At 69.7% G+C, this 12,575-nt stretch carries 14 protein-coding genes; 7 read left to right on the top strand and 7 right to left on the bottom strand.

Going from position 1 to position 12,575, the window contains the following annotated elements:
* Positions 1–8: 8 nt before the first annotated feature.
* Positions 9–440, top strand: a complete 432-nt coding sequence (locus AC5Y4T_RS23110; protein ID WP_499955627.1) for a hypothetical protein — start codon at positions 9–11, stop codon at positions 438–440.
* Here the strand turns inward: AC5Y4T_RS23110 and AC5Y4T_RS23115 are convergent.
* From AC5Y4T_RS23115 to AC5Y4T_RS23125, 3 genes are read right to left on the bottom strand one after another with little or no spacing between them, the layout of a single operon-like run.
* Complete coding sequence (locus AC5Y4T_RS23115) at positions 392–874, bottom strand: GNAT family N-acetyltransferase (RefSeq protein WP_499955629.1); 483 nt, start codon at positions 872–874, stop codon at positions 392–394. The two genes, AC5Y4T_RS23110 and AC5Y4T_RS23115, sit on opposite strands and share 49 nt — an antisense overlap.
* Positions 871–1,968: an isochorismate synthase gene (locus AC5Y4T_RS23120; protein ID WP_499955631.1), complete on the bottom strand. Its 1,098-nt coding sequence runs from the start codon at positions 1,966–1,968 to the stop codon at positions 871–873. The genes AC5Y4T_RS23115 and AC5Y4T_RS23120 overlap by 4 nt, the downstream gene beginning before the upstream one ends.
* Positions 1,965–2,555, bottom strand: coding sequence for an acid phosphatase (locus AC5Y4T_RS23125; protein WP_499955633.1), 591 nt, complete (start codon positions 2,553–2,555; stop codon positions 1,965–1,967). The genes AC5Y4T_RS23120 and AC5Y4T_RS23125 overlap by 4 nt, the downstream gene beginning before the upstream one ends.
* 121 nt (positions 2,556–2,676) lie before the next feature.
* On the opposite strand from AC5Y4T_RS23125, the gene AC5Y4T_RS23130 reads away from it, so the two are divergent.
* Positions 2,677–3,480, top strand: a complete 804-nt coding sequence (locus tag AC5Y4T_RS23130) for a ParA family protein (protein WP_499920269.1) — start codon at positions 2,677–2,679, stop codon at positions 3,478–3,480.
* On the opposite strand, the gene AC5Y4T_RS23135 is transcribed toward AC5Y4T_RS23130, so the two are convergent.
* Together AC5Y4T_RS23135 and AC5Y4T_RS23140 are read right to left on the bottom strand one after the other, a co-directional pair.
* Positions 3,481–4,704: an Rv3212 family protein gene (locus AC5Y4T_RS23135; protein WP_499920268.1), complete on the bottom strand. Its 1,224-nt coding sequence runs from the start codon at positions 4,702–4,704 to the stop codon at positions 3,481–3,483. It abuts the gene before it with no gap.
* Between the two features lie 16 nt (positions 4,705–4,720).
* The gene (locus AC5Y4T_RS23140) at positions 4,721–6,271 is read right to left on the bottom strand and encodes a DEAD/DEAH box helicase (protein WP_499920267.1); all 1,551 of its coding nucleotides are present in this window, start codon (positions 6,269–6,271) and stop codon (positions 4,721–4,723) included.
* A 279-nt stretch (positions 6,272–6,550) separates the two neighbouring features.
* Between AC5Y4T_RS23140 and AC5Y4T_RS23145 the strand changes: the two genes are divergently transcribed.
* Positions 6,551–7,270 carry a ferritin-like fold-containing protein gene (locus AC5Y4T_RS23145; RefSeq protein WP_499955635.1) on the top strand — a complete coding sequence of 240 codons (720 nt, stop codon included), beginning with the start codon at positions 6,551–6,553 and terminating at the stop codon, positions 7,268–7,270.
* A gap of 21 nt (positions 7,271–7,291) precedes the next feature.
* Here AC5Y4T_RS23145 and AC5Y4T_RS23150 read toward each other — a convergent pair whose 3' ends face one another.
* The gene (locus tag AC5Y4T_RS23150) at positions 7,292–8,005 is read right to left on the bottom strand and encodes an MmpS family transport accessory protein (RefSeq protein WP_499955637.1); all 714 of its coding nucleotides are present in this window, start codon (positions 8,003–8,005) and stop codon (positions 7,292–7,294) included.
* Positions 8,006–8,224: 219 nt separating this feature from the next.
* Here AC5Y4T_RS23150 and AC5Y4T_RS23155 point away from each other — a divergent pair, with 219 nt between their 5' ends.
* Positions 8,225–8,479 carry a DUF3107 domain-containing protein gene (locus AC5Y4T_RS23155; RefSeq protein ID WP_499920725.1) on the top strand — a complete coding sequence of 85 codons (255 nt, stop codon included), beginning with the start codon at positions 8,225–8,227 and terminating at the stop codon, positions 8,477–8,479.
* 2 nt (positions 8,480–8,481) lie between these two features.
* Here the strand turns inward: AC5Y4T_RS23155 and fasR are convergent, their stop codons facing one another.
* On the bottom strand, positions 8,482–9,168 hold the full coding sequence (gene fasR, locus AC5Y4T_RS23160) for an HTH-type transcriptional activator FasR (RefSeq protein ID WP_499920264.1): 687 nt from the start codon (positions 9,166–9,168) through the stop codon (positions 8,482–8,484).
* A 91-nt stretch (positions 9,169–9,259) separates the two neighbouring features.
* Here fasR and AC5Y4T_RS23165 point away from each other — a divergent pair, with 91 nt between their 5' ends.
* The 3 genes from AC5Y4T_RS23165 (at position 9,260) to AC5Y4T_RS23175 (ending at position 12,549) form a co-directional block, all read left to right on the top strand.
* On the top strand, positions 9,260–10,390 hold the full coding sequence (locus AC5Y4T_RS23165) for a DUF3152 domain-containing protein (RefSeq protein ID WP_499955639.1): 1,131 nt from the start codon (positions 9,260–9,262) through the stop codon (positions 10,388–10,390).
* 87 nt (positions 10,391–10,477) lie between these two features.
* Complete coding sequence (moeZ, locus tag AC5Y4T_RS23170; RefSeq protein WP_499955641.1) at positions 10,478–11,659, top strand: adenylyltransferase/sulfurtransferase MoeZ; 1,182 nt, start codon at positions 10,478–10,480, stop codon at positions 11,657–11,659.
* A gap of 35 nt (positions 11,660–11,694) precedes the next feature.
* Positions 11,695–12,549 carry a TIGR02569 family protein gene (locus tag AC5Y4T_RS23175; protein ID WP_499920261.1) on the top strand — a complete coding sequence of 285 codons (855 nt, stop codon included), beginning with the start codon at positions 11,695–11,697 and terminating at the stop codon, positions 12,547–12,549.
* The last annotated feature ends 26 nt before the right edge of the window (positions 12,550–12,575 follow it).

The following is a 12,575-nucleotide window of genomic DNA, read 5'->3' on the forward strand; positions in this document are numbered from 1 at the left end:
CTGACGCTGTGACGCCGCCAGCCGCCCCGATCGCCGTTCGCCGCGCCGGCCTGATTGTCGTGTTGCAGGGGATCGCGGCATTGATCGTGGCGGTGGTGTTGGTGGTCAGGGGCATCGCGGGAGCGGATCAGCATGTGGTCAACGGCCTGGCAACGGCGGGTTGGTTCGTCTTGGTCGGCGCCGGGGTGATCGCCGCGGGGCGCGCGCTGATTTTCGGCAAGCGCTGGGGCCGCGGGTTGGCGGTCATCACCCAGCTGTTGTTGTTGCCGGTGGCGTGGTACCTGGCGGTCGGATCACATCAGCCGGGCTTCGGGATTCCGGCGGGCGCGGTGGCGCTGATCGTGCTGGGATTGCTGTTCAGTCCCGCCGCGGTGCGCTGGGCCGCCGGCGATCAGGGCGACTCCGCCAAGCCGGCCAACGACGCCCCGGACAGCCGGTAGGTCGTCCATTCGTTCTGCGGCTCCCCACCGATGCCGTCGTAGAGCGTGATGGCGTCGGCGTTCCAGTTGAGAACCGCCCAGGACAGCCGCGTGTATCCGCGCCGCAGGCATTCGGAGGCCAGCGTGGCCAGCAGCGCGCGGGCCAGCCCACGCCGGCGAAACTCCGGCCGCACGAACAGGTCTTCCAGATAAATCCCCGCGACGCCGTCCCAGGTGGAGTAGTTGAGGAACCACAGCGCCATCGCCGCGACCTCGCCGTCAACCTCGGCCACGTGGCCGTACACGGTCGGCGGGTCATCGAAAAGCGCTGCGGCGATTTGTGTTTCGGTCACCGTGCACTGGTCGGCGGCGTGCTCGAAGTCGGCCAGCGCGTGGATCATGCCGGTGATCGCGGTGGCGTCGTGCGGCGCGGCGCGGCGGACGTGGTGGCTCATCGCTCAACTCCCAGAGCGTTGAGGATCGTGCCGAATTTCGTTGTGGTTTCGGCGAGTTCCTCGTCGGGATCGGACTCGGCGACGATACCGCCGCCGGCCCGCGCCAGCGCGCTGCGCCGGTCCGCCGACAGCTGCGCGCAGCGCAGCGACACCACCCAGCGGCCGTCGCCGCGGGCGTCGCACCACCCCACCGCCCCGGCGTAGAACCCGCGGTCGCCCTCCAGTTCGGTGATCAGCCGCATCGCCGCCTTGGCCGGCACCCCGCCGACCGCGGGGGTGGGGTGCAGCGCCAACGCCAAATCGATTGCGGTGTCTGATGTGTCACGCAAGCGTCCGGTGATCGGCGTGCACAGATGCCAGACCGTGGCGGTGCCGCTCAGCTGCGGTTCGGCGGCGATGGACAGGTCGTCGCACAGCGGCTCCAGGGCGGTCCTGATGGATTCGATGACCAGCTGGTGCTCGTGACGGTTCTTGGCCGAGGCGGCCAGCGCGGCGCCGTTCTCGGCGTCGGTCCCCGGGTCGGCGGCGCGCGGCGCCGAGCCGGCGAACGGCCGGCATTCGACGCGGTCACCGCCGCGGGCCACCAGCACCTCGGGGCTGGCGCCCACCAGGGCAGCGCCCGCGTACTCGCCGCCGGCGGCGGTCAGGTCGACCAGGTAGCCGTAGGCCGCCGGGTCCGCGGCGATGAGCCGGCGCAGGATCACGCGCGCATCCAGCGGGGCATCGGCAACCAGGCGCAGGGCGCGGGCCAGTACCACCTTGTCCAGCGGGTTGTCGGCCGCGGCGAGCTGCTCGCAGGAGCGGCGGATCCGGTCGCGGTATTCGACCGGCGGCGGCACGGCTTCGGCCACCCGCACCGGCGGCAGGCCGTCGCGCGGCCAGTCCGGGGGTCCGTTCGTGGCGGCCACCGTCTCGGGCGTCAACAGCGCAGCCGGCCGGGTGACGTCGAAAGGCAACGCGCCCAACACAATCGGCGCTTCCCCCGATTGCAGCGCGGCCTGCGCCGCACCCACCTCGCCGTAACGGCGCCGCACACCTTCGGCAATCAGGGTTCTGGTCGGCCCGCACAGCGCGAATGGCGGTTGGTTGCTCACTGACCGGTCAATCCGAGCGCCCGCAGCTGCCGTACCCCGTGCTCGAACCCGCAGACCGCGATCGACGCGGTGATCATGCCGAAGCGGCTGCCCTCGACCAGCGGCAGTTCTACCCAGCGGGTGATCACCGCGCGGGAGAAGTGGCCGTGGCTGACGAAGATGACGTCACGCGTCTCCATGTGCTCCAGCGCCGTCGCGACGGCCGCGTCGGCGCGCTCGCTGACCTGCTCGACGGTCTCACCACCCGGGCAGCCGTGCGTCCACACCAGCCAATCGGGCACCGTCTCGTGGATCTGCTCCGTGGTCAGGCCCTCGTAGGAGCCGTAGTCCCATTCGGTCAGCAGCTCGGACATTTCGTCGACGGACAGCCCGGCCAGCTGCGCGGTGGTCAGGGAACGCTGCCGCGGACTGCTGATCACCAGGGGATCAACGAGTTTGAGTTCTCGGAGTACGTCGCCGGCCAGTTCGGCCTGCGTTCGGCCGGCCTCGGTCAGCTCGACCTCGGTGCGGCCGGTGTGCTGGCCGGACTTCGACCACTCGGTCTCGCCGTGACGCAGCAGCACCAGGCGGTGGTTGTGCAAGCCCATATCGATCGATTCTGCCGGACGACGCGCGGTGGTTGCTCAGGCCGCAGCGCACGGCGGGCGAACGTGCCAGGATGGGCGTTGTTGAGCGCATGGCGATTACGCAGAGGGGAGAGCCGCGCCTATGGCTGCTAAGACCCGGGTATTGGCGGTGGCCAACCAAAAGGGGGGTGTCGCCAAGACGACCACGGTCGCGTCGCTGGGTGCGGCGATGCTGGACGAGGACAAACGGGTGCTGCTGGTCGACCTCGATCCGCAGGGCTGCCTGACCTTCTCGTTGGGCCAAGACCCGGACAAGCTACCGGTCTCCGTGCACGAGGTGCTGCTCGGCGACGTCGAACCCAACGCCGCGCTGGTCGAGACGGCGGAGGGGATGACGCTGCTGCCGGCCAACATCGACCTGGCCGGCGCCGAGGCCATGCTGCTGATGCGGGCCGGTCGCGAATACGCGCTCAAGCGCGCCCTGGCCAAACTCGGCGACGAGTTCGACGTGGTGATCATCGACTGCCCGCCGTCGCTGGGCGTGCTCACCCTCAACGGGCTGACGGCTGCCGACGAGGTCATCGTGCCGCTGCAGTGCGAGACCCTCGCGCACCGCGGGGTCGGCCAGTTCCTGCGCACCGTCTCCGACGTCCAGCAGATCACCAACCCGGAGCTGCGACTGCTCGGCGCCCTGCCGACGCTGTACGACTCGCGCACCACCCACACCCGCGACGTCCTGGCCGACGTCGCCGACCGGTACAACCTGCCGGTGCTGGCCCCGCCGATTCCCCGCACCGTGCGATTCGCCGAGGCCAGCGCCTCCGGCTCGTCGGTGATGGCCGGCCGCAAGAACAAGGGCGCGGTGGCCTACGGCGATCTGGCGGCGGCGTTGCTGAAGCATTGGAAGAGCGGCAAGCCGCTGCCGACGTTCGCCGTCGAGGTCTAACTAGCCCAGTGCGACCAGGGTGTCACCGCGCTGCTCGAGCACCCGGGACCCGATCACGGCCGGGAACACCGGATTGCCCGGCGGCGGGGCGCTCGTCGACCGGTCCACCGGAATGTAGCGTTCGTTGGCGCCGCTCAGCGGGTCGTAGACCCCGATCGCGTCGGTGAGAGGCACCAGCAGCCGGCCCGCCATCATCACCCCGGGACCCAGCGGCGTCTTGTCGCCCGCGGCGATGGTGTAGCGCAGCGCCAGCGTGTTCGCGTCGAAGACCATCAGCGAATCGCCGGTCCACCAGGTGATCTGGCTGCCAGGGTGCGAGACCGCGGCCGAGCGCGACGGCGGCTTGGGCAGCGGGGTGCTCGACACGGTGGCGCCGGTTTGGTCGATCACGTCGACGCGAGGTTGCGGCGCGGGCAGGTAGACCGCGGTGGTGTTCTCCGCGACGGTCAGCACCCGGGCGCCCGAATCCGGCGCGATCCCCGGTTCGGCCACGATGTGTTGCTGGGGTTCGTCGTCGTCCTTGCCCGGCCGCAGCAGCACCAGCCGCAGGTCGGCCTGATTCGCACAGCTCTCCAGCACCGACACCGCCTGCGAGCTGGCCGCGGCCGAGATCAGCTTGCATCCGGAGTGCAGTCCGCGCGTCGACGGCTTCACCCGCGCGTCGGTCTCGCCGTAGGCCAGCATCCGGACCATGTCCGAACGCCACAGCTCCAGCCGGGTGTCGCCGACCGACAACACCGTCATGCCGTCGGAGGAGAGCCGCACCCTCGGGTCGGCGTAGCCGCTGCGGGCGGGCCCCCGACGGCCGGTGGCGCCGTCGAGCGTGCTCACCTGGCCGCAGCCGCGTTCGTCGCGGTAGACGCCGACGGCGTAGCGGTACAGCCAGGTGACCCCGCACAGGTCGATGTCGCGGGCGTAGCTCCAGCGGGACTGGCCGGTATCGGGATCGCGCCCGTCGATCTGGCGCCCGGCGGCGGTGACGACCTCCCCGCCGGCTACCACCGGGGCGGTGGTGGCCGGGCTGGCGGCGCTCCACAGCTGCTTCAGGCCGGCGGGCACCTGACGGGCCGGGGTGGGGTTGGGTGCGGGAAAGGCCGCGGGCCGGCTGATGGTGGCGCGAGCGTCGCTGCTCCACCAGACCAGCGCCGCGATGGCGGCGACGACGACCACGATGGCCGCGGCGGCGACGATGTCGCCTGTGGTCCGGCGCTCGGGTCTGACCATGCGTCGGCGCGAACCTCTAGTTGCTCTGCGTGCCGGCCGCGGCCGCGGTGGCGGCTTGCCCTTCGGCGGGCTTGCGACGCCGGCGGCGGCGCCGGGTGGAGCCCGCGTTGCCCGGGGGCGAGGCGGTCGCGGTGTCCGCGGTGGCCTCGCCGTTGCTGCTGGCGGCCCCGTTGCCCGACGGGTGCGCGGTGACGGGCTGGCCGCCCCGGGTGCGCCGGCGGGTGCCGGAGCGGCGCGCGGGCCGCTCCGACTTCTGCTCCGGCTTCCTGCCGTCGCGGTCACCGCCGCGGCGCTGGCCTTGCGGCTTGCGGGCCGCGCCCACGGTGCCGGTGGCCTCGGCGGGGATGCCCATCTCGGCGTGGAGGTGCGGCGAATTGGAGTAGGTCTCGGCGGGCTCGGGGCAGTCCAGCCCCAGCGCCTTGTCGATCAGCGACCAGCGGGGTAGCTCGTCCCAGTCCACCAGGGTGACCGCGATACCGGTCTTGCCTGCGCGGCCGGTACGGCCGATGCGGTGCACGTAGGCCTGTTCGTCCTCGGGGATCTGGTAGTTGATGACATGGGTGATGTCGTCGATGTCGATGCCGCGGGCGGCGACGTCGGTGGCGACCAGCACGTCGATCTCGCCGGTGCGGAAGGCCTTCAGCGCCTTCTCGCGGGCCGCCTGGCCCAGGTCGCCGTGCACCGCGCCCACCGCGAAGCCGCGCTCGGCCAGCTCGTCGGCCACCTTTTGGGCGGTGCGCTTGGTGCGGGTGAAGATCATCGTCGCGCCGCGGCCCTCGGCCTGCAGCACCCGGCTGACCAGCTCCACCTTGTCCAGGGCGTGGGCCCGGTATACGTACTGAACGGTGGTGTCGTGGGTGGCCGCCGAGTGCGGCGCTTCCGCCCGGATGTGGGTGGGCTGGTTCATGAACGTGCGGGCCAGCGTGATGATCGGGTCCGGCATGGTCGCCGAGAAGAGCATGGATTGCCGGTCGGTCGGGATTTGGCGCAGGATGCGTTCGATGTCGGGCAGGAAGCCCAGGTCGAGCATCTCGTCGGCCTCGTCGAGCACCAGCACCGACAGCCCGCCCAGTTGCAGGTGGTTCTGCTGGCTCAGGTCGAGCAGCCGGCCCGGCGTGCCCACCACGACGTCGGCGCCGGCGCGCAGCGCCTCGATCTGCGGCTCGTAGGGGCGTCCGCCGTAGATGGGGACCACCGAGAGCGGCCGGCCGCCCTCGGCGATCAGGTGCTTGGCCGCGAGCGTGAGGTCATCGGTGACCTGCAGGCACAGCTCGCGGGTGGGCACGACGATCAGCGCCCGCGGTGTGCCGTTGAGGGGCCGCGCGGCGGTGCCGGCGGTGATGCGCTGCAGCAGCGGCACGCCGAACGCGAACGTCTTGCCCATGCCCGTGCGGGCCTGCCCGATCAGGTCGTCGCCGGCGAGCGCCATCGGCAGGGTCAGTTCTTGAATGGCGAAAGGGGTTTCGATCCCCTTTTCGGCGAGCGCGCGCACGATTTCGTCGCGGACGCCGAGTTGCGCAAATGTGGGTTGGGGGGTCAGTTCAGTTGTGCTGGTGAGTGCGGTCATGCGTGGGTAGGTAGCCTCTCGGTGACGTATCGGTTTGTGTCGGTATTTCTCTGTCGCGGTCACGCGCGCACGAGTTCCGACTCCGATTTCGTCGCCGAGTCGCCGGCCCTGGCTCAGTCTGGGATGGCCCAGTTAGGGCGGGCCAGCTGTGCACGCACATTTCGCCGATAGCGGCTTGAAAAACAAATACGGCATGAATAAAGCCGCCATCTACCTACATGATAGCTGGTCGACAGCCGGCTCCCATTTTGCGCTAGGTCAGCCGACTACAGTGTTGCCATGACCCGGCCCTCCTGCCAGCCCTCCCAAGCCGATCTGGCCGCCGAGAACATCGACGATTCGCCCGCCCCGCGGCTGTCGGCCGATCACCCGGGCGTCAACGAGCTGTTCGCAGTCCTGGCCTACGGCGAGATCGCCGCGTTCTATCGACTCACCGACGAGGCTCGAATGGCCCCTGACCTGCGCGGACGGATATCGATGGCGAGCATGGCCGCCGCCGAGATGCAGCACTACGAGCAGCTGCGCGACGCCCTGGAAAGCCGCGGCGTGGACGTGGTGTCGGCGATGTCCAAATACGTCTCGGCGCTCGAGAACTACCACCGGCTGACCATGCCCAGCACGTGGCTCGAGGCCTTGGTCAAGACGTATGTGGGCGACGCCCTGGCGGCCGATCTCTACCTGGAGATCGCCCACGGTCTGCCCGCCGAGGTCGCCGACGTGGTTCGCGCGACGCTGTCGGAGACCGGGCACTCGCAATTCGTCGTCGCCGAAGTGCGCGCCGCGGTGACGGCCAGTGGCAAGCAACGCAGCCGGCTGGCGCTGTGGTCACGCCGGTTGTTCGGCGAAGCAATAACTCAGGCCCAGTACCTGCTGGCCGACCACGACGAGCTGGTCGACCTGGTGATGTCGGGCGCCGGCGGGCTGGGCCAGCTCAACGCGTTCTTCGACCGGATGCAGCAGACGCACGAGCGTCGCATGCACGAACTGGGCCTGAGCTGAGCGCGGCTCGGCCGTTTGGCCTCAGCCGGCGCAGGTCGCCATGTTCGAGGTGTTGGACGCGATGATCCGCTGACCGGCGGCGTTGAAGACCGAGCAGTTGAGCCGGCCGTAGAAGCTGGTCGCGACGACGGATTCGGTCTCCACGCCGGGGTTCAGCACCACCACCTTCGACCACGGCAGCGACACGTTGAACTCGGTCTGCGGCACGCCCCGCGCGTCGGTGTAGACGATGTTCACCAGGTCGAGCAGCTGCTTGGTTCCATTGACGCTGTAGACGATGGTGCGCGGGTTGAGCGCGGCCGACGGCGGTGCCGCCGCGAGCGGGGGCGCGACCGTTGGCGCCGCCACCGCCGGCGGCGCGATGGGCGCGGCGCTGGGGGTGGTCACCGTGGTGACGGTCTCGGGCGGTAGCTGGGTCGGGCGCGGGGCGGCGCTGGGTGCCGCGGATGCCTTCGTCGTCGCGGGTGCCGAGGTCACCGGGTGGGGAGCCGGCGCGCCCACCGTGGCCTTGGTGGACGCGCTGTCGCCGCTGTTGATGATGACCGCGGTGGCGATGGCGCCCAGGGCGACCACCGCGCCCAGCACCGCCGTGGCGGGGCGCCAGCGCGAATCGGCCGGCCAGCCCGTCCAGTTGTAATCGGCGTTCAAGTAGGGATCGGCGTCGTCGAGCTCGTCGAGCTCGTCCGCGGGGTAATCCCGGATCCGGTCGTCAAGGTGCGCCCACGTGGTACCCATGTTGCCGAAGTTAGCCATGTGAAAGCACGGATCGGGCAGCGCGCGGGCGGCCGAGACAACCTGCAAGCGAATCGTTACCGGGCTGCGACCAAGGTTTCGCTGACCGCGAAGTGTGGGGACGCGGCGAGGTGGGGTTCAGCCGCGTCCACTAGCCTGCTGCTGACAGGGCCGGGACGGCAACACCTGCGCAAGGCTGCAAGACCCATGGAAGGGGTGACCGTGGAGGTCAAGATCGGTATCACGGATAGTCCGCGCGAGCTGGTCCTGGCCAGCACCCAGACGCCCGCCGAGGTCGAAGAACTGGTCAGCGCCGCGCTGAGCGACGCCTCCGGTCTGCTGCGCCTGAGCGACGAGCGGGGCCGCCGTTTCCTGATTCACACCACCAGAATCGCCTACGTCGAGATCGGCATCGCCGACGCACGCCGGGTGGGCTTCGGGATCAGCGCCGAAACCGGCAAACACGCCGGCAAGTGAGATTAGGAGCGGGTGAGCGGCACGTGTGACAGCCCGCCCCAGGCGAACTGGACCGTGCCGTCGACCGCGTCCGCCTTGGAAATCGGGCGGTCCGAGTCCAGCCAATACCTGGCGCAGTCGACGCTGATGCCGACCAGACCGACGGCGATCATCCGGGCCCGGTGCGGGTCCAGCCCGGAATCCTCGCTGATCAACGCGAAGACCGCGTCGATGCAGGATTCGGTGGCCACGCGAACCTGGGCGGCCACTTCGGGTTCGGTGACGTAGTCGTTCTCGAAGATCAGCCGGTAACCCTGGCTGTCGTGTTCGATGAAATCGAAGAATGCCTGGACCGCGGAGTGCAGTCGGCGCCGGTTGTCTGTGGTGGTGCTCAGCGCGTTTTGAACACCCGAGACCAGATTGTGCACGTGGCGCGCCAGCACCGCCAGGTACAGCTCGAGCTTGCTCGAAAAGTGTTGATATAAAACGGGTTTGCTGACTCCGGCGCGGTCGGCGATCTCGTCCATGCCGGCCGCGTGGTAGCCGCGGTCGACGAACACGTCGCTGGCCACGATGAGCAATTGGCCGCGCCGCTCGTCGCGGGGCAACCTGTTGCCTCGCCGGTTTGAAACGGCAGCTCCGTCTGTCGGCCGACCGCGGTCAGCCGCTCTGACGGCGCGGCGCGCCGGCACCTTGGCGAGTTCGCTCATCCATTCCTCATCTGATTGTCGGCGGCCGGCCCGTTAAGGCGGGGTCAGCCGCTCGCAGCCCGTGGAAGGTACCTTACTACCCGAGGAGTCGATGCGACCGTCATCGCGGTCGTCGCCGCAGGCAGAAGCGGTGTCGGACGGCGGATTCGGGCGCGCCACGGACGGCGCCGGTCGGCGGCTGTGTAATCCTGGGGAAATGACTTCGCCCCGGCCGCCGCGCAGCACGGGTCGCGTGCCGGTGTTACGCGACGAGTGGCGGGAGCCGCTGCGGGCGCTGCGCGACCCACTTGCGCGGGAAGCCGGGCGGGCCCGGGCCGACCGCGAGCGGCCGCGGCAATGGCGTAAACAAACCTGGCTGGGGCGGTTCGTCTCCACCTATGGATGGCGTGCCTACGCCCTGCCCGTGCTGGTGGTGCTCACCGCGGTGGTCCTGTACCAGACGGTGACCGGCACCGGCGCGCCCGAGCCGACCGCCAGCCGTCCCATTCAGAGCCCGCCGGCGATCGGAGCGGTGGGCACCACGATCATCGACGCGCCGCCGCGCGGGCTCGCCGCGTTCGACGCCAACCTGCCGGCCGGGACCCTGCCCGACGGCGGCCCGTTCACCGAAGCGGGCGACAAGACGTGGCACGTGGTGCCGGGCGCCACGCCCCAGATCGGCCAGGGCACCGCAAAGGTGTTCAGATACACCGTCGAGGTGGAGAACGGCATCGACCCGACGATGTTCGGCGGCGACGACGCCTTCGCCCAGATGGTCGAGCAGACGCTGGGCAATCCGAAGGGCTGGACGCACAACCCGCAGTTCGCGTTCATCCGGATCGACAACGGCAAACCCGACTTTCGGATCTCCTTGGTGTCGCCTGTCACGGTGCGCGAGGGCTGCGGCTACGAGTTCCGTCTCGAAACCTCTTGCTACAACCCGGTTTTCGGCGCAAACCGGGAGGCGCGGGTCTTCCTCAACGAGGCCCGCTGGATACGGGGAGCCGTGCCATTCGAAGGGGACATCGGGTCCTACCGGCAATACGTGATCAACCACGAGGTCGGCCACGCCATCGGATACCTGCACCACGAGGCGTGTGAGCAGCAGGGCGCCCTGGCCCCGGTGATGATGCAGCAGACGTTCTCCACGTCGAACAACGACGCCGCCCAGTTCGACCCCGATGTCGTCAAGGCCGACGGGAAGACCTGCCGGTTCAATCCCTGGCCGTACCCGATCGCCTGACGCGCCTCAGCGCGTTGCCGCGGCCTCGGCGGGCTGCTGTGATGGTGGTAGACGCTTTCCACTAGGCCGACGAGGAGATGTTTCGCAGTGTCGACGCCGCTGCCGCCCTTGGTGGCGCCCGCAGCTCACCTGACTGGCGACGAGGTGGCCCGCTACAGCCGTCACCTGATCATTCCCGGCCTTGGTCCGGAGGGGCAGAAGCGGCTCAAGAACGCGCGGGTCCTGGTGATTGGTGCGGGCGGGCTGGGCGCGCCGACGTTGCTCTACCTGGCGGCCGCCGGCGTGGGCACGATCGGCATCGTCGATTTCGATGTGGTCGACGAGTCGAACCTGCATCGCCAAATCATCCACGGGGTTGCCGACGTCGGGCGGTCGAAGGCCCAGTCGGCGCGCGACTCCATCGTCGCCATCAACCCGCTCGTCGACGTGCGGCTGCACGAGTTCCGCCTGGACTCGACCAACGCGGTCGAGTTGTTCGGCTGCTACGACCTGATCGTGGACGGCACCGACAACTTCGCCACCAGGTACCTGGTCAACGACGCCGCGGTGCTGGCGAAGAAGCCCTACGTGTGGGGGTCGATCTACCGCTTCGAGGGCCAGGTCTCGGTGTGCTGGGAGGACGCGCCGGACGGACGCGGACTCAACTATCGCGACCTCTACCCCGAGCCCCCGCCGCCCGGGTCGGTCCCCTCCTGCGCCGAGGGCGGTGTGCTGGGCATCGTCTGCGCCTCCATCGCCTCGGTGATGAGCACCGAAGTGATCAAACTCATCACCGGGATCGGCGACTCGCTGCTGGGCCGGTTGATGATCTATGACGCGCTGGAGATGACCTACCGCACCATCGCGATCCGCCGCGATCCGTCGGACGCGTCCCGGCCGAAGATCACCGAGCTCGTCGACTACGAGCAGTTGTGCGGTGTGGCGCCGCAGCCCCCGGCGCACGACGCGTCGGCCATCACCCCACGGGAGTTGCGCGACTGGCTGGATTCCGGCAAGAAGCTGGCCCTGATCGACGTGCGCGAGCCGGTGGAGTTCGACATCGTTCACATCGAGGGGGCCCAGCTGATTCCGCAGTCGTCGATCAATTCCGGCGAGGGTTTGGCAAAGCTGCCGCAGGACCGCCCGCCGGTGCTGTATTGCAAAACGGGGGTGCGCTCGGCCCAGGTGCTGGCGGTGCTGCGCGAGGCCGGATTCGCCGATGCGGTGCATCTGCAGGGCGGGATCGTGGCATGGGCGCAGCAGATGCAACCCGACATGATCATGTACTGACTGATTGCGCCTGTTGGACTCGTTAGAGTACCGGTGTGACAGTCGAGCCACCGCCGGATCATGTGCTGTCGGCGTTCGGCTTGGCCGGTGTGAAACCCGTCTATCTGGGTGCCAGCTGGGAGGGCGGCTTCCGGTGCGGCGAAGTGGTCCTGTCGCTGGTGGCCGACAACGCGCGCGCGGCCTGGTCGGCACGGGTCCGCGAAACCCTGTTCGTCGACGGCGTCCGGTTGGCCCGGCCGGTCCGTTCGACCGACGGGCGCTACGTCGTTTCCGGGTGGCGGGCGGACACCTTCGTGGCCGGGACGCCGGAGCCCCGCCACGACGAGGTCGTCTCCGCCGCGGTACGCCTGCACGAGGCGACGGGCAAACTGGACCGCCCCCGCTTTCTGACCCAGGGGCCGGCCGCGCCGTGGGGCGACGTCGACATCTTCATCGCCGCCGATCGGGCGGCCTGGGAGGAACGGCCGTTGGCCGCGGTGCCCCCGGGCGCAAGGGTGGCTCCCCCGGCGGCGGACGCCGAACGCTCGGTGGAGCTGATCCACCAGCTGGCCACCCTGCGCAAGCCGACCAAGAGCCCCAACCAGCTGGTTCACGGAGACCTTTACGGCACAGTGCTTTTCGTGGGCACCGCTGCGCCGGGAATCACCGACATCACCCCGTACTGGCGGCCCGCCTCGTGGGCGGCCGGCGTGGTCGTCATCGACGCGCTGTCCTGGGGAGAGGCCGACGACGGCCTGATCGAACGCTGGAACGCCCTGCCGGAATGGCCGCAGATGTTGTTGCGGGCGTTGATGTTTCGCCTCGCGGTTCACGCGCTGCACCCGCGGTCCACCGCCGAGGCGTTCCCCGGCCTGGCCCGCACCGCGGCGCTGGTCCGGCTGGTGCTCTGACCTGGCCGCGTGACGACCCGTCCCCC

Source organism: Mycobacterium sp. NGS11 (genome assembly GCF_059813315.1).